The sequence below is a fragment of the Pigmentiphaga sp. MLSB6-MA01 genome (genome assembly GCF_058793475.1).
The window spans coordinates 69,367-89,166 of sequence record NZ_JBXAFV010000003.1 but is presented as its reverse complement, the minus strand read 5'-3'; the positions used below and the strand labels follow the sequence as shown (position 1 = coordinate 89,166).

The window sequence follows — 19,800 nt, the reverse complement described above, 5'->3', positions numbered from 1 at the left end:
GGGTACGTCCTGATGAATCGGGTCTGTGCTTATGGATTTATTTTTGGTATCTTCTTTTCCTGTAATTGGATTCTTTTTTTGTGTCCATTGCAAGGCGCGTCACAATATTCCCTTCGGAGCCCTCTTTCTGCCCATGCCCCTGCAAGCTCCCGCCCCGGCCGATCCGGTATTGGAGTTGCTGCTTTCGCGGCTGCGCCTGCACGACACCGTCACCACGCCGTACTACCTCCAGTTGCAGCGCCAGATCCAGGCGCTGATCGACGGCGGTGAGCTGCGCCCCGGCCATGGGCTGCCGTCCGAGCGTGTGCTGGCCCAGGCACTGAACCTCAGCCGCACGACCATCAAGCGCTGCTATGACGCCTTGCGCGATGCCCAGGCGGTGGCCAGTTCCCAGGGGCGTGGCGGCACCGTGGTCAAGGCGGCCCCCCGCGTATCGCCCGCCATGCAGCGGCTCAAGGGTTTCACCGAGGAAATGCGGGAACTGGGGCTGGCGCCCTCGACCCGGGTCCTGGAGCGGGCCGTGGTCCAGGACCGCATGGCGGCGTCCATTTTCGGACGGCCTTCGAATGCCGAGTTCCTGAAACTGATACGCGTGCGCCTGGCGGACGAGGCGCCCATGTCCCGCGAAGTCGCCTGGTACGACCTGGCCGTGGCGCCGGCATTGGCGGCGTGGGACGGCGATGGGTCGGCCTATGCCTACCTGCGCGAACATTGCGGCATCGAGCTGGCCTGGGCCGACCAGTCGGTCGAGGCCGTGCTCAGTTCACCGGAAGAGGGCGAGGTGTTCGGCTTTTCCCAGCCCGGACCCTGCCTGCTGCTGAAGCGGCGGTCCCATTCGGCCCAGAACACGCTGGTCGAATACGTGGAAGGCACGTTTCGCGGCGATGCCTACATCTACCGGCTCAAGCTGCGGTCCTGAGCATGGTTCCGAGCGCGGCGCGATCTGGCAGCGCGGCCAGGATGCCGGGGCGTGCCACCGACCATGCGCCGCATGCGTTGGCCGTCTCCAGCGCGTCCGCCATGCTTCGTCCGCCGGCCAGCGACCAGCACAGGCCCGCGCTGAACGCATCGCCCGCGCCTATGGTCCCGACCGCGCGCGTGGGGAAGGGCGCGGCCACGCAATGGGCGCCGTCGCGGCCCCACGCGGCGCTGCCCTGGTCTCCCAGGGTGACCACCAGCCAGTTGCCAGGCCAGCGGCGCCACAGCGCGGGCAAGGCCGAGGCGACCCTCTGCAGGCGCTCGTCGCGGCCGCCGGGCAGCGCGCACTCCAGCAGCGCTTCCGCTTCGCCGGTGTTGACGACCAGGATGTCGGCGCATGCCAGGATCTCGTCCGGCAGGGCTTGCCAGGGGGAGGGATTCAGGACCGCCAGGACGCCGTGCGAGCGTGCCCGAGCCAGCGCGGCGCGCACCGTGGCGAGCGGGACTTCGAGCTGGGCGTAGAGCAGGCCGGCCGCGGCGATCTCGTCGTCCGCCGCGGCGATCCGGCTGGTGCCCAGTGCTTCGTTGGCGCCGGGGTGCACGACGATCTGGTTGTCGCCATTGGCGTCGACGAAACCGGCGCCATGGCCCGAGGGCTGGTCGAACCGGCCGACCAGCCTGTCGTCCAGCCCTTCGTCGCGCAGCCAGGCCAGCAACCGGTCGGCCGGCGCGTCGTTGCCGATCGCCATCAGCAAATCGACCTGGGCGCCCAGCCGATGGCACCCAACGGCCACGCTCAGGCCCTTGCCCGCGGCTTCCGTGCTGAAGGTCGTGGCCCGCAGTGTCTCGCTCTGCCTGGGCAGCCGTTCCACGCTCCAGCAGCAGGCCTGCATGAAACTGCCCAGGACGACGATGCGCGGCGGTGTGTCGGACATGTTCGAGTCCTCGTGTTGCGGGGAGGTTAGCCCGGTCCGGCGCCTGCGCGCCTTGCATTACGACTTTGTAATGACCCGTGGTGCCCGAATCGCATGTATGACGGGCGTGAGCGGCGGATGGCTCCTTTCCGGATAGTAACCGTCGCGACGGTCGCGGCGGGAGTGCCGACATTAGACTGAAGGTTCACAATAGGAGGACTCGCCATGGCAACATTTCTGGTCTTTATCGGCATCATCGCGGCAACGGTGGCCGTCATATATGTCCTGGTCAGGCTCCTGATGCTGTTCAACGGCTCGGACAAGGATGACGAGACCCGGCAGGATGTCGCATCTTCCTCCCACCACCACGCCAAGGTAGAAACGGCCCGGAAATAACCCCGGACCGCGTGCGGCCTCACTTGTCCGAGAACTGGTCGAAGATGAGGCCGCGCAGCCATTGGTTGGACGGCTCGCGATGGAACTTCGCGTGCCAGAACAGATTGATGCCTATCCGGGGCAGCGCCACCGGATGTTTCACCGCCGTCAGCTTGAACGGCTCCAGGCACTCGGCCGCGTAGCGCTCGGGCACGGTGGCGATCATGTCGGTCGATTGCAGGATATGGCCGATCGCCACGAAGTGCGGCACGGTCAGGCGCACCTTGCGCTGCACGCCTTTCTTCTTCATGAATTCATCGACGATGCCATGTCCGGTGCCGGCCGACACCGCCACCACGTGGTCGGCCTTGCGGAACGCATCCAGCGTGAGCTTGCGGCCGTCCAGCTCGTGCCCGCGCCGGAACATGCAGACGTATTGCTGCGTGAACAGCCGGCGCTGGAAAAAACCGGCATTGAGCTGCGGCAGCAACCCGATGGCCAGGTCCACGTGGCCGCTCTCCATCTCGTCCCTGAGGTTGACCGCGGTGTTGCGCACCGTGTTGATCGACACGCCGGGCGCGATGCGGGCGGTGGCCTCCATCAGCCTGGGCAGGAAATAGATCTCGCCGATGTCCGTCATGCCCACCGTGAAGGTACGCGCGCTGCCCGCCGGATCGAAGCTGCTGCGGAAGTTCAGCGTGTCCTGGATGGTGCCCAGCGCGTAGGCGATGGGTTCGGCCAGTTGCCGCGCGTAGGGGGTGGGTTCCATGCCGCGCGTGGTACGCAGGAACAGGTCGTCGCCCAGCAGCTTGCGCAGCCGGTTGAGGGCGTTGCTGACCGCGGGCTGCGTCAGCCCGAGCTTCTCGGCCGCGCCCGATACCTTGCGTTCCATCAGCATCTGATTGAAGACCACCAGCAGGTTCAGGTCGATGTCTTTCAGTTCCATGGGCGTCACCATTCACGCTGGTGATTGAGTCTATTCACGATATTCTATATATAAATAATCGACCGCTTCCTATACTTTCGTCGACAAGTACAACTACTCCAAGACGCGAGACATACATGGAATTGGTCGTTCAGCCCATGGGCCGCTCGCTGGCGGTGGAGCCCGGCGCGAACCTGCTCCAGACGCTGCGCAGCAACGACGTGCCGGTCTCTTACAGCTGCATGGCCGGCCGTTGCGGCACCTGTCGATGCAAGGTGCTGGACGGCGGCGTGCTGGAGTCGGGCCGCGAGGCCAAGCTCACCAACCCGCACGATGGCCGCTACGTGCTGGCCTGCATGAGCGTGCTGACGGACAACTGCATCATCGAGATCCCCGAGGTCGACGAACTGGTGGTGCATCCGGCCAGGGTGCTCAAGGCGTCGGTGGCCAGCATCGAGGCCGTCACCCACGACATCCGCCGCGTGGTCCTGCGATCGGCCAAGCCGCTGGAATTTTCGCCTGGCCAGTACGCGACGCTGCAATTCACGCCCGGGCACATCCGGCCGTACTCCATGGCCTGCCTGAGCGGCAACGAGCTGGAGTTCCACGTACGCGTGGTGCCGGAAGGGCGCGTCTCGGGCTATATCGACACCCGATTGAAGGCGGGCGACCCGGTGCGCGTCAGCGGCCCGCTGGGCACGGCCTACCTGCGCCGCAAGCACGCCGGCCCGATGCTGTGCGTGGCCGGCGGGACCGGGCTGGCGCCGGTGCTGTCCATCGTGCGCGGCGCGCTCGAGGCGGACATGCGCAACGACATCCACCTGTACTTCGGCGTGCGTTCCGAGCAGGACGTCTACGGCAAGTCCTGGCTCGACGGGCTGGCGGCCCGGCATGACAATCTGCACGTGCACGTCGTCGTGGCGGCCGGGGCCGAACTGCCGGGACACCGCAGCGGCCTGGTGACGGACGCGGTCGATGCCGACTGGGCCAGCCTGGCGGGCTGGCGCGCCTACCTGTGCGGAGCGCCGCCCATGGTCGACGCCGCCGCCCTGGTGCTGGCGCGCAAGGGCCTGTCCGCCGACCACGTCTACGCCGACGCTTTCTACGCAAGCAGCGATTGACCGCGCCCGCGCGCGATCCCAACCATCACGACAAGGAGGCAAGCATGGGCGAAACCACCGTTTTCCCGCGCGAACTCGAATGGAAGGACAGCGGTTCCAGCCGCATCCCGTTCTGGGCCTATACCGACGAGTCGCTCTACAAGAAGGAGCTGGAGCGCTTCTTCTATTCGGGCCATTGGAACTACGTCGGCCTGGAGGCCGAGATCCCCGACCCGGGCGACTTCAAGCGCACCGTGGTGGGCGAGCGCTCGGTCATCATGACCCGCGCCGAGGACGAGACCATCCACGTGATCGAGAACGTCTGCGCGCACCGGGGCATGCAGTTCTGCCGCGAGCGTAGCGGCAACCGCAAGGAACTCGTCTGTCCCTATCACCAGTGGAACTACACGCTCAAGGGTGACCTGCAGGGCGTGCCGTTCCGTCGCGGGGTCAAGCAGGGCGGCAAGGTGAACGGCGGCATGCCGGCCGACTTCAAGACCGCCGACAACAACCTGAACAAGCTCAAGGTCGCCACCCGCGGCGGCGTCGTGTTCGCCTCGTTCGACCACGGCGTGCCGTCGCTGGAGGAGTTCCTGGGCCCGGTCATCCTGGGCTACTTCGACCGCCTGTTCAATGGCCGCAAGCTCAAGCTGCTGGGCTACAACCGCCAGCGCATCCCGGGCAACTGGAAGCTGATGCAGGAGAACATCAAGGATCCGTACCACCCGGGCCTGCTGCATACCTGGTTCATCACCTACGGCCTCTGGCGCGCGGACAACAAGTCCGAACTGAAGATGGACGACCGGTTCCGCCATGCCGCCATGATCTCCACGCGCGGCTCGGCGGGCGTGAAGTCCGAGGTCACAGCCGGCGTGACCAGCTTCAAGGAGACGATGGAGATCAACGACAAGCGCCTGCTCGACATCGTCCACGAGCCGTGGTGGGGCGAACCCACCGCCGTGATGATGACGATCTTCCCCAGCGTGATCTTCCAGCAGCAGGTCAACAGCGTATCCACGCGGCACATCCAGCCGAACGGGCATGGTTCGTTCGACTTCGTCTGGACGCACTTCGCCTTCGAGGACGATACGCCGGAGATGATCCAGCGCCGCCTGGTCCAGGCCAACCTGTTCGGCCCGGCGGGGTTCGTCTCGGCCGACGACGGCGAGGTCATCGAGTTCTCGCAAAGCGGCTTCGAGCAGAAGCCTTATCACCGCGCCCTGGCGGAACTGGGCGGGACGGGCGTCGAGAACACGGACCACATGGTGACCGAGACGCTGATCCGCGGCATGTACGAATACTGGCGACAGGTGATGGATGTCTGAGGGGCCTGGAGAAACGAACATGAACGATTTGCAGACCTACCTGGAAGTGGCCCGCCTGCACGCCGATTACGCGGCGGTCGTGGACAGCCGGCAATGGGCGGCGTGGCCCGATTTCTTCCTGGACGAGTGCGAATACAAGATCCAGCCGCGCGAGAACTTCGACCGCGGACTGCCGCTGGCCACGCTCTACCTGATCAGCAAGGGCATGCTGAAAGACCGCGTGTACGGCATCAGCGAGACCTTGTTCCACGATCCCTATTACCAGCGGCACGTGTGCGGCCTGCCGCGCATCCTGAAGGACGAGGATGGCGAGCTGCACGTGGAGGCCAACTACGCCGTGTTCCGCACCAAGCTGACCGGCGAGTCCACGGTATTCAACGTGGGCCGCTACATCGACCGCATACGGCGCACCCCGGAGGGGCTGAAGTTCGCGTCGCGCGTGTGTGTGTTCGATACCGAGATGATTCCCAATTCCCTGATCTATCCCATTTGAGGCAAGCATGGCTGACTGGACCGATGTGGCGGCGACGGACGACGTACCGGAAGATGACGTGATCGGCGTGCAGGCGGCGGGCAAGGACCTGGCGCTGTACAGCGTGGAGGGAGCGTTCTACGCTACCGACAATATCTGTACGCACGGCCACGCACGCCTGTGCGATGGCTTCCTGGAAGGGGGCGAGATCGAATGCCCGCTGCACCAGGGCCGGTTCGACGTGCGCAACGGCAAGGCCATGTGCGCGCCGTTGACCGAAGACATCAAGACCTACCCCCTCAAGGTCGAGGGAGGGCGTATCTGGCTGCAACTGAGCTAGCCCGGTGCCGTATTCGCGACAAGGAGACATGCATGCAGGAGCCTGACCAGACGGGCCGCCCGCTACGGGCCTATACCGATCCGGCGTACCGGCCGCTGTGCGCGACGTTGGCCGGGGTCCGCGCCAACATCGACCGGCTCGACGACGAGATCGTGGCGCTGCTGGCGCAGCGCGCCATGTACGTGAAGGATGCCGCGCGCTTCAAGAAGGACGCCTTCCAGGTCAGCGCCCCGGCGCGCCAGGCCGAGGTGTTCGCCAAGGTGCGCGCGCTGGCCACGCGCCACAACCGGGGATTCGAAGGCCTGGAGGACGTGGTGGATGCCGGCTACCGGGCGATGGTGGCCGCGTTCATCGCCGTCGAGCAGAAGTACCACGACAGAATGACCAGCACGGAGGACGGAGATGCATAAGGAATGGAAGCGCGCCGCGGCGCGGGGAATGATGGCGGCGCTGGCGGCCTGCGTGCTGCCGCTCGCCGCCCAGGCGCAGGCCTGGCCGGCTCATCCGCTGAAACTGATCGTGCCGTTCGGGCCCGGGTCCAGTCCCGACCAGGTCGCGCGCGTGGTGGGCGACCGCCTGGGCGGCCTGCTGGGCCAGACCGTGGTGGTCGAGAACCGTCCCGGCGCCAGCGGCAACATCGGTACCAATGCCATCGCCAAGGCGCAGCCGGACGGCTATACCTTCGGCGTGTCCATTACCGGCCCGCTGGTCAACAACACGGTGTTGTTCGATTCGCTGCCCTACGATCCCGCCAGGGACATCGCGCCGCTGACCCTGGCGGTGCACCAGCCCAACGTGCTGGTGGTGCCGGCGTCGTCGGGCATCGCCAACGTGGCGCAGTTGCTGGACATGCTCAAGAAGAACCCGGACAAGTACAACTTCCCGTCCACCGGCGCCGGCACGGTCTCGCACCTGTCGGTGGAGCTGATGCTGCAGCAGATCGGCGCCAAGGCGGTGCACGCGCCCTATCCGTCGTCCCCCGCCGCGCTGACCTCGCTGCTGTCGGGCGACACCCAGTTCGGCGCGCTGCCGCCGATCGCCGTCATGCCCATGGTGAAGGACGGACGGCTCAAGGCCCTGGCGGTGACCTCGTCCAGTCGCTCGGCCCTGCTGCCCGACATTCCCACCCTGGGCGAGGCCGGCGTGCCCGGTATCGAGGGCTCGGCCTGGATCGGCTTCGTCGTTTCGTCCAAGGTGCCGGCCGACATCCAGAAGAAGCTGTCCGACGCGTTGATCACGGCGCTGAAGGACCCCGAGGTCCGCAAGAAGCTCGAGACGCAGTACATGGAACCCGCCGCCACGACGCCGCAGGCGTTCCGCCGCTATATGGACGACGAGCTCAAACGCTGGGCGCCGCTGATCAGGAAGCTGGGGTTGAAGGGGCAGTAAGCCCGGATATGGGCCCGCGCCCGTGCTTCCTTCGAGCGCCCGCGCGGGCTGTGCGTCCGGCCGCCGCCTGGATCAGTCCAGCCTGACGTTGGCCTTGCGCACGACCTCGCCCCACTTGGCGCGGTCGGCCGCGATGAACGCGGCGAATTCCGCCGGCGTGTTCCCCTTCAATTCCCCGCCATACGAGCGCCATTTCTCGGCCAGTTCCGGCGACTGCGCGGCCTTGCGCATGGCTTCGCTGAGCTTGTCGACGATGGCCTTGGGGGTGCCCGCCGGCGCCAGCAGCCCCTGCCAGGCGATGGGTTCGAAGTCCGCGATACCCGATTCGGCGAAGGTCGGCACGTCGGGAAAGGTGGGGTGCCGCTGCTTGCCCGTGATTGCCAGCAGTTTGAGCTTGCCCGCGCGGATGTTGCCCGCCGCCGCGGGAAGGCCGTCGAACATCAGCTGTACCTGGCCCGCCAGCAGGTCGGCGTAGGGGCTGTTGCTGTTGTACGGCACGAAATTGGGCTTGGCGTTGGCGCTGAATCCGAACCATTCGCCCGACAGGTGGGAGTAGCTGCCCGGCCCCTGCGTGGCCACGTTGACGGCATCGGGCTTGGATTTCATCAAGGCCAGCAAGGCGCGGATGTCGTTGGCGGGCAGCCTGGGCGTGGCGATCAGGCCCGTGTTCAGGATGCCGAGCAGGCTGACCGGCGTGAAATCCTTGGCGGCGTCGAACGGCAGCCTGGCGTACAGGTGCGGCACGACCGACAGTGTGCTGGTGGTGCCGACGTACAGGTTGTAGCCGTCGGGCGTGGCGCGCGCGGCCGCCTCGGTGCCGATGATGCCCGATGCCCCGGGGCGGTTGTCCACGAACACTGTCTGCCCCAGGACCTTGGTCAGTTCGGCCGCGATCTCGCGGGCATTGGCATCGGGTCCGGTGCCGGCGGCGAAGGGGGCGATGATGCGGATCGCCCGCGCGGGGTAGTCCTCGGCGTGGGCGCCGGCCGACGCGAGGGCCGCCAGGGCGATGGCGGACAGGCCGATGGCGGACAGGCCGATGCGGCGTAACAGCGGATTCATGGGGCGTCTCCTGGGTTCATCACGTCCGTAATTTTTGTTTTTCTATTATCAAAATAAGAGAATTCGTATATATTAAAAACACACGATAAACAAAAAATCAACTTTTATTCTCTTTTAAAGAGAAAGAAAGGAGGAGTAATGGCAGTGCAACCCTCCCATGCCGCATGCAAGCCGGCCAGCATGTGTGAACGTCCATCGATGACGGCCGACGTGGCGATCGTCGGCTATGGGCCGGTGGGGGCGCTGCTGGCCAACCTGCTGGGGCAGGCGGGAATGTCGGTGCTGGTGCTGGACAAGGAGCGCCAGGTCTATCCCTTGCCGCGGGCCATCCATTTCGACGGCGAGGTCATGCGTATCTTCCAGAGCGCGGGCCTGCGGGAAGCGGTGCTGGAGGTGGCGCGGCCCGGCAACCAGGGCATGCATTTCATCAACGCCGAAGGCCGGACCCTGCTGATCCGGGGCGGCACGGCCGACGATGGACCGCACGGGTGCGCCAACAACTACTATTTCCACCAGCCCGAACTGGAGCGCGTGCTGCGCGAGGGCGTTGCCCGCCATGCGGGCGTGGAGGTCCGGCTGGGCTGCGAAGTGACGGCCCTGCGCGAACGCGGCGACTGGGTCGAGCTGGACCTGGCGCAAGGCGGCACCGCGCGCGCCCGCTATGTCGTCGGCTGCGACGGCGCCCGGTCGCTGGTGCGCAGGACCATGGACAGCAGGATGGAGGACCTGGGCCTGCACCAGCCGTGGCTGGTCTTCGACGCGATCCTGAAGGACGATGGCTCGTCCTTGCCCGTTCACACGGTGCAGTACTGCGATCCCGCGCGGCCCATGACCTACTGCAACGTGGTCGGCCGCCGCCGGCGCTGGGAGATCATGGTCATGCCGGGGGACGACACCGCCGCCCTGGTCCGGCCGGACGCGTTGTGGAAGCTCGTGCGCCGCTGGGTCACTCCCGAGCAGGCCGACCTCGAACGCGCCGTGGTCTACACCTTCCACTCCGTGCTGGCGCATGGCTGGCGCAAGGGCCGCATGCTGCTGGCCGGCGATTCGGCGCACCAGACGCCGCCGTTCCTGGGACAAGGCATGTGCGCCGGCATGCGCGACGCGGCCAACCTGGCGTGGAAGCTCGAGGCGGTGCTGCGCGAGCGGGCCGGTGATTCGCTGCTGGACTCCTACGAGTCCGAGCGTGCGCCGCATGTGCGGGCGTTCGTGGAACTGGCCGTGCGCCTGGGCGACATCATCCAGACCACCGATCCCGAGGCGGCCCGCGAGCGCGACCGGCGTTTCCCGGCCGGCGGGCCGGAGATCTTCGAGTTCCCGTCGCCCGTCCTGGGGCCGGGGCTGCAGGGCGATGCGCCGGCGCCCGCGGGGCAGCCTTTTCCGCAGCCGCGCCTGGACGACGGCAGGTTGCTGGATGAGGCGCTGGGCAACCGCATGGCGATCATCGGCGACCCGGACGTGGTGCGCGGGGCCGGAGAGGCCGCGCGGGCGCGCTGGCGTGCGATGGACGCGGCGGTGCTCGACCGCCCGGGCCGTACACTAGCGGCCTGGCTCGATGCGCACGGCGCCCGGGCCGTCGTGCTGCGTCCCGACCGCTATTTGATGGGCATGGCGCGCACTTCCGACGAACTCGAGCGCATCACGGCCCGCCTGCCCGCGGCCGAGGTGGCTTTGTCCCGATGACCGCATGGAAGAAAAATCCGCCACCAGCCTGGAGCGCATGCTGCGGGTGCTGGACCTGTTCGACGACGAGCACCTGACCCGCACCGCGGAAGAGATCGCGTCGCTGCTGGATGTGTCCCTGCCCACCGGCTATCGCTACGTGAAGACGCTGGGCGAGGCGGGACTGCTCCAGCGCGCGGGCGATTCCCGCTACGCGCTGGGGCCGCGCATCGTGGTGCTGGACTATTACATCCGGCGGGCCGATCCGCTGCTGCAGGTCGCGATTCCCCACATGGCCGAACTGGTGGAGAAGACCAGCTTCGATTGCGTGACCTCGGCCTGGTTCGGTTCGCAGATCCTGGACACGCACCGCGAGATGGGCAAGGCGCCCGCGACCTTGTCCTACGGAAGGGGGCGGCCCCGCCCGCTGTTCAGCGGTGGCGCGCCCAAGGTCATCCTGGCGTCGTTCCCGCCGGCGTCGCTGCGCAAGCTGTTCGACGCGCATCCCGGCGATATCGCCCGGGCCGGCCTGCCCACCGAGTGGTCCGCTTTCCGGAAGTACTACGCCGCGATCCGCCGGGCCGGCCATTACGTGTCCCGGGGCGAGCTGGAGCCGCAGCTGGCAGCCATCGCGGCGCCCATACCCAAGGCCGACGGCGCCGTCTGGGGCGCCTTGTCGGTGGTGATAGACATGCCGCGCATCGACGTGGTGGACGTGCCGCGCGTGGTGCAGCTGGTCAGGCAGGCCGCCGGCCGGATCGCCGACGAACTGGCGGGCTGAGGGCCTCAGCCCCGGTCCGGCGGCTCCACTTGCGCGGCTAGCGCCGTCTTGCTGGCGTGGGCCTGGATTTCCGCGACGAAGGCGAGCAGGTGCGTTTCGGCCAGCCGCCCCGCGGTCGTGCCGTCCCGCCGCGTCAGCGCCTCGATGATCTCGTCGTGCTCGTCCAGCGCGGCTTCCACCCGTTCGCCGAAGCGGACCGTGCCGACGCCGGCGCTGATCAGGAATTCGCCCCGGTCCCACAACGAAAAAGCCAATTCGTTCAGGTTGGTCGCGCGGGCGATGGTGTGCAGCATCAGGTGGAATTTTCGATTGCCGAGCCGATAGACCTCGTCTCGTCCCGACGCGGACGAGGCCCGGTTGAAGGCTTTTCTCATCCGGTCGTTGATCGACTGTAGCTCGTCGATTTCCTCGGGCAGGGCTCGTTGCGCCGCCAGCCGGGCGAAATAGCCCTCGATCACCGCGAACAGGCCCAGGAAGTCGGTGACGTCGGACAGCGATGGCGTGGAAACGCGGCAGCCCACCTGGGGCGTGATCTCGACGAACTTCTCGATTTCCAGGCGCTTGAGCGCTTCCATGACGGGGAAGCGGCTGCTGCCTATGGCGGCCAGGACGGCGTCGATGTCGATCAACGCGCCCGCCGGCAACTCGCCATTGAGCATCTGGGCTTTCAGGTGGTCGTAGGCCTGGTTCGCGAGCGGTTGCTTGCCCCTTGATTCCATGCGTATCTCGTATTCGTGGGTAGGCCCGGCACTGCAAGCTCCGGAGCAGTGCTACGCCTTCCTGTGACGCGGCTGGCCGGCATTATAGCCGCCGGGTCATGGCCGATGACGCCCCGTTCAGGCATGCGGGGCGGGCGCGTCGCCGGAGAAACGGCCGAAGCGGCCACGGTAGTAGACCAGCGGATCGGCATCGTCGCCGGACTCCACCGCCACCACGTGCCCGACCAGGATGACGTGGTCGCCGGCGTCGTACTCGCAGGCCGTGTCGCAAAGCATGGACGCATGCGTATCCGGCAGGCGCGGCGGTTCGAGGCCGGCATGCGGCGCCGCCGGCTCGGCGAACTTGGCCACGCCGCGCTTCGCGAAACGCATGGCCATGCCGGCCTGCTCCTGCGCCAGCACGTGGACACGGAATTGCCTGCTGCCCGAGAAGGCCTCGCGGGACAGCGCGTGCTTGTCCAGGCAGAACAGGATCAGGGGTGGCGTCAGGGAGACGGAGGTCAGGGAACTGACCGTCACGCCCACGGGCGTGCCGTCCGCCGCGGTGGCGGTGACCACCGCGACCCCCGTGGGAAAGCTGCCCATGCAGCGCTTGAATTCGTCGGACGAGAGCATGTCGCGGGCCTTTCAGATCGTATTGACATGTTAACATGTTAATCCTACGATGCGGGCAAATCAACACAAGGCTCAAGGAGAGCATCGATGGGTGTGCGCAGCGGATCAGAGTACTTACGCCATTTGCAGGCTCACTCCCGGGAGGTCTGGGCCGAGGGGCAACGGGTCGAGGACGTGACGCGTCATCCGGCCTTCGGCCGCACCGCCGCGCAGGTGGCGCGGCTGTACGACCTGCAGGCGGACCCGGCGCATGCCAAGGTCCTGGCCGCCGCTTCCGACTCGCGGGGACGGCCGTGCGCCACCGCCTTTCTCGTGCCGAAGACGCGTGACGACCTGCGCATCAGGCGGGCGGCGTTCGAAACGGTGGCCGAGCAGACCTTCGGGCTGCTGGGCCGCTCGCCCGATTTCATGAACACGATGCTGGCCGCGTTCTACGATGGCCGGGACTATTTCCGCAAGGCGGGCGCGCGCTTCGAGGACAATCTCGTGCGCTACGTCGAGCACGTGCGCGACAACGACCTGTTCCTGACGCATGCCCTGATAACGCCGCAGAATGACAGGTCCAAGGCCTCGCACGAGCAGGTCCAGCCCGACCTGCACCTGGGCGTGGTCCGCGAAACCGACGAGGGGCTGATCGTGCGCGGCGCCCGCATGCTGGCGACCATGGGGCCGGTTGCCGACGAGGTGCTGATCTACAGCCTGCCCATGCTCAAGCCGGGCGACGAACGCTATGCGGTCGCGTTCGCGCTGCCCCTGTCGACGCCGGGCCTGCGCCAGATCGCGCGGCCGCCGTTCGAGAAGGGGCTGGCCCGGGACCACTACGAGCATCCGCTGGCCAGCCGCTTCGAGGAGCCCGATTCCCTGCTGGTGTTCGATGACGTGCTGGTGCCCTGGGACCGGGTGTTCATCAACCAGGACGTGGAACTGTCCAACGGGATGTACGGCGGAACGGCGGTGCGGCAGTTCACGGCGCAGCAGACGTCGGTGCGGGGCCTGGTCAAGCTGAAGCTGGTCACCGGCGCCATGATCGCCGTCGCGCGCGCGATCAAGGCCGATATCCACCTGCACGTGCAGAACATGATCGGCGAGTGCCTGGATGCGGTCGAGATGGTCGAGTCCTGCATCGTGCGCGCCGAGCTGGAAGCGGAGGCGGCGCCCAACGGTACCTTGCGCCCCAACCTGCGGCCCTATCACGCGATCCGCACCTTCCTGCCCACCATCTATCCGCGCGCGGTCGAATACCTGCAGAAGATAGGCGCGGGTGGCCTGCTGATGATGCCGGCCGAGTCCGATTTCTCCAGCCCGGTCGCGCGCGACGTGCTCAAGTACTACCAGGGCGCGGCCACCGGTTCGGTCGATCGCATCCGCATCTTCAAGCTGGCGTGGGACTTGTGTGGCGACGCTTTCGCCAGCCGGCAGATGCAGTACGAACGCTACTACGTGGGAGATCCGGTGCGTCTGCTGGCCAATTCCTACCACGAGGGCAACCGCTCGGCCTGCACGGCGCTGGTCGATCGCGCGCTGGCGCTGGCCGGCGAGCCGGCGGGGATGGAGCGATGAGCGCCGCGCGCCGGTCCGGCCCGGGATGCCGGTGGGCGGGACGTCTGGTGCTGGCGGCGGGGCTCGCGGGCGCGGCGGTTGCCGTGGCCGGCGACGCCAAGCCCGCTCTGCCGACGGCTTACCCCGCCGAATGGGACGTCACGTTCACGCAACGCGCGCCGCTGAAGGTCGGCGAAGGTTTCTGCCAGCCTCCCGTCGGCCCGGGCGTGTCTTCGGGCCTTTGCTACGGGAAGTACCTGGGATTCGATCCGAAGAAAATCACCTACGCCAAGGGAACCCGCCTGTTCGCTGCTTCCCGGCCGCTCGACTGCGACATCCAGATGGACCAGGACGTCGCCATCACGCTGCGCGACGGCGTGAAGATCTACGCCGACGTGCTCCGCCCCGCCGGACAGGACAAGCTGCCCGCGATCATCGCATGGGGGCCGTATACGAAGTCGTTGCCCCAGGATCCGGAGTGGGTCTATCCCAAGGAAATGGGCGTGGATCCGGGATGGCTGACCGGCCTGGCGAAGTTCGAGGCGCCGGATGCCGGCTATTGGGCCTGCCACGGCTATACCGTCGTCAACGTCGATCCGCGCGGGGTCGACGTGTCGGAAGGGGACATGCAGTTCTTCGGCCGGGTGGACGCGGCCGATGGCTACGAGGTGGTCGAATGGGTGGCGGCGCAGCCCTGGAGCAATGGCAAGGTCGGGATACATGGCAGCTCCTGGCTCGCCATGGTCCAGTTCCACATCGCCGCGCTGCGGCCCCCGCACCTGGCGGCCATCGCCCCGGCCAGCGCCCACATCACCGACCTGTACCGCCATCGGCTCATGAAGGGCGGCATCCCGAACACGCGGCTCAACACGGTGCTCACGCGGAGCATGCGCGGCTCGAATCGCTACGAGGAACCGTCGGTCATGGCGTCCAGGCAGCCTTTGATGAATGCCTACTGGGAAGACAAGATCGCCGACATGTCCAAGGTCGAGGTTCCCATGTACCTGGTCGGCAGCTATGGGCTGGAGGTGCAGGCGGCGGAAATGGATGGCTTCTTCCGGGCCGCGTCCCGGAACAAGTGGCTGCGCATCACCGACAAGGGGACGTGGGCCGACCAGTACATGCCCGAGAACGTGGACGACACGCGGCGCTTTTTCGACCGCTATCTGAAAGGGGTGGACAACGGCTGGGAACAGACGCCCAGGGTCCGGCTGGCCGTGCTCGATCCCGGCGGCGAGGACCGCGTGAACGTGCCCGCGAGCGACTGGCCGCTGGCGAATACGCAATACCGGAAGATCTACCTCGATGCGGCGAACGGTACGTTGTCGCCGCGGCCGGTCGGCCCGGCCTCGTCGGCAAGCTACGACGCCAGGACGGGGAAGCGCACCTTCGTCTACAGGTTCGACCGGGATACGGCCGTCGTGGGGTACCTGCGGCTGCGCTTGTGGGTCGAGGTGGCCGATGCCGATGACGGGGATTTCTTCGTCACGGTGCAGAAGACCGGCGCCGATGGGAAAGTCATCGAGGCGGCCAGGGGATACAAGGGGACCGGGGGCCGCCTGCGGGCGTCGATGCGCGCGCTCGATGCCGGCCAGTCCACGGACTTCCTGCCGGTCCCGTCGTTCCGCAAGCGCGAGCTCCTCGGCGCCGGGCAGGTCGTGCCGCTGGACATCTCGATTTCACCGACCGGCATGATGTGGCGCGCGGGCCAGGAACTGCGATTGACCGTGGCCGGAGACGTGTTGAAGGGCACCACCGCGCCCGCCAATGCGGGCCGGCACGTCATCCACGCTGGCGGCAAGTACGACGCCTATCTGCAGATTCCCGTGGTCGCGTTGGGCGACAGATAGCAGGCGGCCGGAAACAGACAACCAATCAGAACAGGAGGGGGGACAGACATGCATTCCAGGATATCTTTCATGGTGCTGGCGGCGGGGGTCGCCGGCGCGGCGGCCATCGTCGCACACGCGGCGCCGGCCGCCGCCAGGCCCGAGCTGCCCGTTGCGTATCCCAAGGAGTGGGACGTGACGTTCACGCAGCGCGCGCCGCTGAAGACCGGCGATGGTTTCTGCCAGCCTGCCGCGTCCGGGGCGTCGGGACTCTGCTACGGGAAGTACCACGGGTTCGATCCGAAGAAGATCATGTATGCCAAAGGGACGCGTCTCTTTGCTTCCACGCTTCCTCTTGCCTGTGACATCGAGATGGAGCAGGACGTCGCCATCACCTTGCGCGACGGCGTGAAGATCTATGCCGACGTGTTCCGTCCCGCCGGCCAGGGCAGGCTGCCCACGATCATGGCATGGGGACCGTACACGAAATCGGTGCCCCAGGATCCCGCCTGGGTCTATCCCAAGGGGATGCTGGACCCGTCCTGGATTTCCGGCCTGGCGGCGTTCGAGACGCCGGATCCCGGCTACTGGTCCTGCCATGGCTATACCGTCGTCAACGTCGATCCGCGCGGAGTCGACATGTCGGAAGGGAACATGCAGTCTTTCGGCCGGGTGAACGCGGCCGATGGCTACGAGGCCATCGAGTGGGCGGCCGGGCAGCCCTGGAGCAACGGCAAGATCGCGATGCATGGCAGCTCGTGGCTGGGCATGGTCCAGTACCAGATCGCCGCGCTGCGGCCCCCGCACCTGGTGGCCATCGCTCCGATCGGGGTCCACATCTCGGATCTGTACCGCGACCGTCTCATGAAGGGCGGGATCCCGAACACGCAGCTCAATACCTTCCTGCTCAGGAGCATGCGCGGCTCGAATCTCTACGAAGAACCGTCCGTCACGGCGCGGCGGCATCCGTTCATGGACGCCTACTGGGAGGACAAGATCGCCGACATGTCCCGGATCGAGATCCCGATGTATCTGGTCGGCAGCTACGGCCTGGAGATCGCCGCCGCCGAACTGGACGGGTTCCACCGGGTGGCTTCGCGCGACAAGTGGCTGCGCATCACCGAGAAGGGGTTGTGGAACGACCAGTACACGCCGGAGAACGTGGAGGACTACCGCCGCTTCCTGGACCGCTACCTCAAAGGGGTGGACAACGGCTGGGAGCGAACCCCCCGGGTCCGGATGACGGTGCTCGACCCCGGCGGCAGGAATCAACGGCACGTGCCCGCGAGCGACTGGCCGCTGCCCGATACGCGATACCGGAAGGTCTATCTGGATGCGGCCACCGGCACGCTGTCGCCCGGGCCGGTCGGTGCCGCGTCGTCGGCGAGCTATGACGCCAGGACCGGGACGGCCGTGTTCGTCCACCGGTTCGATCGGGATACGCGCCTGATCGGATACCTGAAGCTGCGCCTGTGGGTCGAGGTGGCGGGGGCCGACGACGGGGACTTCTTCGTCACGGTGCAGAAGACCGGCGCCGACGGGAAAGTCCTGGAGACCACCGAGGGATTCAAGGAAACGGGGGGCCGCTTGCGGGCGTCGATGCGCGCGCTGGATGCCGCCCGGTCCAAGGATTTCATGCCGGTCCATGCCTTGCGCAAGCCTGAGCGCCTGCGGGCCGGGCAGGTCGTGCCGCTGGACATCGCGATCGCGCCGACGGGCATGGTATGGCGCGCGGGCCAGGAACTGCGATTGACCGTGGCCGGCGACGCGCTCAAGGGGGTCACCGCACCCAGCAACGCGGGCCGCCATGTCCTGCACACCGGTGGCAAATACCCGGCCTACCTGCAGCTTCCCGTCATCGACTGAAACGTAGTTTCCCCACGCCATGCCTCGTATCCGCGAGCATGGCCAGCAACGTGTATCCCAGGAGAGTTGGATGAACCAGGTTTTCATGGCAGCACCCGCTTCCTCGTTCCCGATGCGCAGCCGCCTGCTTGCCGTCGCCGGTGTCCTGCTGCTTGCCGCATCCGGCGCGCAGGCCCAGACATGGCCGGCGCAGACGGTATCCATCGTCGTGCCCTATCCGCCGGGCAGCGCCCCCGACGTGCTGGCGCGTGGCCTGGCCGAGCGGTTGGGCGGCGCGACGGACAAGACCGTCGTCGTCGAGAACAAGCCCGGCGCCAATGCCATCGTCGGCAGCGACGCCGTTGCCAAGGCCGCGGCCACCGGCAATACCTTGCTGCTGGTCGACCGGTTGACGCTGTCGGTCAACCCGGTGCTCTATGCCAGGCTGCCGTACGCGGCCCGGGACCTGACCGGCGTGTCCGACGTCGCCAGCGTCGATCTGGCGGTCGTCTGCCGCGCCGACGCGCCGTTCAAGACCTGGGGCGAGATGATCGATCACGCGCGCAAGCATCCGGGCGCGTTGATGGTGGCCACCGGTGGCCAGGGCAGCGTGCATCACCTGAGCCTGGAACTGATCGAACGCCACTACGGCGTGCAGATCACCGACGTGCCGTACAAGGGCATGGTGCCGGCGGCGGCCGCCGTGGTGGGCGGCGACGTGCCCTGTGTGGTGACGGGGCCCGAGACCGTGCTCGAACACATCCGGTCGGGCCGGCTGCGCGGGCTGGTCGTGGGCAACGCCAGGCGTTCCCCGCTGATGCCCGACGTGCCGACGCTGGCCGAGGCCGGGGCGCCTGGCGATCTGCTGATCCCCACCCATTTCACCCTGTTCGCTCCCGCCAAGACGCCGCCGCAGGTGATCCGCGGCATCAACGCCGCGGTTGCGCGGGCACAGGCCGATCCAGGCTTCGTCTCGACCTTCGCGGCACGCGGGCTGGTGATCGCGCCCAGCACGCCCGAGCAGGTGAACGCGGGGGTCGAGGCCGAGACGGCGCGCCTGGGCAAGCTGATCCGCGACGCGAACATCCGGCTGGAATGAGATGCGGCCCGAAGTGCCTCAGGCCTGCGCGCCCTGCGAGATCCTGCGTGTGATTTCCCCGGCGGCCTCGCGCAGCCGCTTGGCCAGGTATTCCTCGTTGAATGCCTGGAAGCGGTCCACCGATCCCACGGCGGTGATGCTGCCCAGTATCCGCTTGCGTTCGTCGAAGATCGGCGCCGCGATCCCGGCCTTGTCCGGGTCGAGGTCGCCGACGGACAGGCAGTATCCCGCGCGACGTATCTCCAGCATGGCGCGCGAGAAGTCCTTCCAGCTGGCGCCCAGCCGCTGCATGTCCGCTTCCTGCGCGTGCTCGTCGTACAGGCGGCGCAGCTGGCGGGGCGGCAGGCTGGCCAGTACCACGCGCGCCGTGGCGCTGCGCAGCAGGGCCATGGGACGGCCGCGGCCGAAGCGCAGCGGCTCGGCGTCGCGCCCCGGGTGGTGGTGGACGGTGATGACGGTGCTGCCGTACAGCTCGCTCAGCAGCACGTTCAGGCCCGTTTCTTCCCCCAAGGCCTCGATCAGGTCCCGGCTCTCGTTGAGCATCGGGTCGTATTCGCGCATCTGCAGATCGAGCTGGATCACGCGCGGCCCCAGTGCATATCCCCCCGGAAGCCGCACCAGGAGGCCCACCGCGCAGAGCTCCCGGATGTAGCGATAGGCCGTGGCGGGCGCATAGCCGAGCTGGTTGCAGATCACGTCGACGTCAACGGCAGGCTGGTCGGGCCTGAAGAGATCGAGGACGTCGAGCATGCGGCGAAGGCTGTTCATGAGAGGCGGACGGCAGGGGAAAACGAAGCCCGCCAGGGTGCCGCAATGGCGGCGCTTTGGCAAGCCAGGGGCCGTCGTCGTCCCGCTGGGTTATGCAAATTTATCAAATAAGCAAATTTCTAT

Annotated in this window: 20 protein-coding genes; 14 read left to right on the top strand and 6 right to left on the bottom strand. The window is 67.1% G+C overall.

What is annotated here, in order from left to right:
* Positions 1-133 precede the first annotated feature (133 nt).
* Entirely contained in the window at positions 134-919 is a 786-nt protein-coding gene (locus AC1Q6E_RS05920) for a GntR family transcriptional regulator (protein ID WP_152797547.1), read from the top strand.
* Here AC1Q6E_RS05920 and AC1Q6E_RS05915 read toward each other — a convergent pair.
* A complete protein-coding gene (locus AC1Q6E_RS05915) occupies positions 903-1,853 on the bottom strand; it encodes a ribokinase (RefSeq protein WP_296555624.1) in 951 nt (316 codons plus the stop codon). The two genes, AC1Q6E_RS05920 and AC1Q6E_RS05915, sit on opposite strands and share 17 nt — an antisense overlap.
* 204 nt (positions 1,854-2,057) lie before the next feature.
* Between AC1Q6E_RS05915 and AC1Q6E_RS05910 the strand changes: the two genes are divergently transcribed.
* Complete coding sequence (locus AC1Q6E_RS05910) at positions 2,058-2,228, top strand: hypothetical protein (RefSeq protein WP_296555623.1); 171 nt, start codon at positions 2,058-2,060, stop codon at positions 2,226-2,228.
* Positions 2,229-2,247: 19 nt separating this feature from the next.
* Here AC1Q6E_RS05910 and AC1Q6E_RS05905 read toward each other — a convergent pair whose 3' ends face one another.
* The gene (locus AC1Q6E_RS05905) at positions 2,248-3,153 is read right to left on the bottom strand and encodes a LysR family transcriptional regulator (RefSeq protein WP_152797545.1); all 906 of its coding nucleotides are present in this window, start codon (positions 3,151-3,153) and stop codon (positions 2,248-2,250) included.
* 116 nt (positions 3,154-3,269) lie between these two features.
* Here AC1Q6E_RS05905 and AC1Q6E_RS05900 point away from each other — a divergent pair, with 116 nt between their 5' ends.
* Genes AC1Q6E_RS05900 through AC1Q6E_RS05875 form a run of 6 tightly spaced genes read left to right on the top strand, consistent with a single transcriptional unit; the run spans position 3,270 to position 7,758 of the window.
* A complete protein-coding gene (locus tag AC1Q6E_RS05900; RefSeq protein ID WP_492572383.1) occupies positions 3,270-4,253 on the top strand; it encodes a 2Fe-2S iron-sulfur cluster-binding protein in 984 nt (327 codons plus the stop codon).
* Between the two features lie 44 nt (positions 4,254-4,297).
* Positions 4,298-5,557, top strand: a complete 1,260-nt coding sequence (locus AC1Q6E_RS05895) for an aromatic ring-hydroxylating dioxygenase subunit alpha (protein WP_152797543.1) — start codon at positions 4,298-4,300, stop codon at positions 5,555-5,557.
* A gap of 19 nt (positions 5,558-5,576) precedes the next feature.
* Positions 5,577-6,050, top strand: a complete 474-nt coding sequence (locus tag AC1Q6E_RS05890; protein WP_296555618.1) for an aromatic-ring-hydroxylating dioxygenase subunit beta — start codon at positions 5,577-5,579, stop codon at positions 6,048-6,050.
* Between the two features lie 7 nt (positions 6,051-6,057).
* Positions 6,058-6,369, top strand: coding sequence for a non-heme iron oxygenase ferredoxin subunit (locus AC1Q6E_RS05885; protein ID WP_152797541.1), 312 nt, complete (start codon positions 6,058-6,060; stop codon positions 6,367-6,369).
* Between the two features lie 32 nt (positions 6,370-6,401).
* Positions 6,402-6,779, top strand: coding sequence for a chorismate mutase (locus AC1Q6E_RS05880; RefSeq protein ID WP_152797540.1), 378 nt, complete (start codon positions 6,402-6,404; stop codon positions 6,777-6,779).
* Positions 6,772-7,758, top strand: coding sequence for a Bug family tripartite tricarboxylate transporter substrate binding protein (locus AC1Q6E_RS05875; protein WP_152797539.1), 987 nt, complete (start codon positions 6,772-6,774; stop codon positions 7,756-7,758). Before AC1Q6E_RS05880 ends, AC1Q6E_RS05875 begins: the two co-directional genes overlap by 8 nt.
* A 72-nt stretch (positions 7,759-7,830) precedes the next feature.
* On the opposite strand, the gene AC1Q6E_RS05870 is transcribed toward AC1Q6E_RS05875, so the two are convergent.
* Complete coding sequence (locus AC1Q6E_RS05870) at positions 7,831-8,820, bottom strand: Bug family tripartite tricarboxylate transporter substrate binding protein (protein ID WP_492572382.1); 990 nt, start codon at positions 8,818-8,820, stop codon at positions 7,831-7,833.
* Between the two features lie 138 nt (positions 8,821-8,958).
* Between AC1Q6E_RS05870 and mhpA the strand changes: the two genes are divergently transcribed.
* Entirely contained in the window at positions 8,959-10,503 is a 1,545-nt protein-coding gene (mhpA, locus tag AC1Q6E_RS05865) for a bifunctional 3-(3-hydroxy-phenyl)propionate/3-hydroxycinnamic acid hydroxylase MhpA (protein ID WP_492572381.1), read from the top strand.
* A 4-nt stretch (positions 10,504-10,507) separates the two neighbouring features.
* Positions 10,508-11,263: an IclR family transcriptional regulator gene (locus AC1Q6E_RS05860; RefSeq protein ID WP_152797537.1), complete on the top strand. Its 756-nt coding sequence runs from the start codon at positions 10,508-10,510 to the stop codon at positions 11,261-11,263.
* 5 nt (positions 11,264-11,268) lie between these two features.
* On the opposite strand, the gene AC1Q6E_RS05855 is transcribed toward AC1Q6E_RS05860, so the two are convergent.
* Both AC1Q6E_RS05855 and AC1Q6E_RS05850 read right to left on the bottom strand, forming a co-directional pair.
* On the bottom strand, positions 11,269-11,982 hold the full coding sequence (locus tag AC1Q6E_RS05855) for a GntR family transcriptional regulator (RefSeq protein WP_152797536.1): 714 nt from the start codon (positions 11,980-11,982) through the stop codon (positions 11,269-11,271).
* A gap of 117 nt (positions 11,983-12,099) precedes the next feature.
* On the bottom strand, positions 12,100-12,597 hold the full coding sequence (locus AC1Q6E_RS05850; RefSeq protein ID WP_152797535.1) for a flavin reductase family protein: 498 nt from the start codon (positions 12,595-12,597) through the stop codon (positions 12,100-12,102).
* A gap of 87 nt (positions 12,598-12,684) precedes the next feature.
* Between AC1Q6E_RS05850 and AC1Q6E_RS05845 the strand changes: the two genes are divergently transcribed.
* The 4 genes from AC1Q6E_RS05845 (at position 12,685) to AC1Q6E_RS05830 (ending at position 18,909) form a co-directional block, all read left to right on the top strand.
* Positions 12,685-14,157, top strand: a complete 1,473-nt coding sequence (locus AC1Q6E_RS05845; RefSeq protein WP_492572380.1) for a 4-hydroxyphenylacetate 3-hydroxylase family protein — start codon at positions 12,685-12,687, stop codon at positions 14,155-14,157.
* Complete coding sequence (locus AC1Q6E_RS05840) at positions 14,154-15,986, top strand: CocE/NonD family hydrolase (protein ID WP_152797533.1); 1,833 nt, start codon at positions 14,154-14,156, stop codon at positions 15,984-15,986. Before AC1Q6E_RS05845 ends, AC1Q6E_RS05840 begins: the two co-directional genes overlap by 4 nt.
* 48 nt (positions 15,987-16,034) lie before the next feature.
* Complete coding sequence (locus tag AC1Q6E_RS05835) at positions 16,035-17,831, top strand: CocE/NonD family hydrolase (RefSeq protein ID WP_492572379.1); 1,797 nt, start codon at positions 16,035-16,037, stop codon at positions 17,829-17,831.
* 70 nt (positions 17,832-17,901) lie between these two features.
* The gene (locus tag AC1Q6E_RS05830) at positions 17,902-18,909 is read left to right on the top strand and encodes a Bug family tripartite tricarboxylate transporter substrate binding protein (protein WP_492572378.1); all 1,008 of its coding nucleotides are present in this window, start codon (positions 17,902-17,904) and stop codon (positions 18,907-18,909) included.
* An 18-nt stretch (positions 18,910-18,927) separates the two neighbouring features.
* Here the strand turns inward: AC1Q6E_RS05830 and AC1Q6E_RS05825 are convergent, their stop codons facing one another.
* Complete coding sequence (locus tag AC1Q6E_RS05825) at positions 18,928-19,677, bottom strand: IclR family transcriptional regulator (protein WP_296555597.1); 750 nt, start codon at positions 19,675-19,677, stop codon at positions 18,928-18,930.
* Positions 19,678-19,800 lie beyond the last annotated feature (123 nt).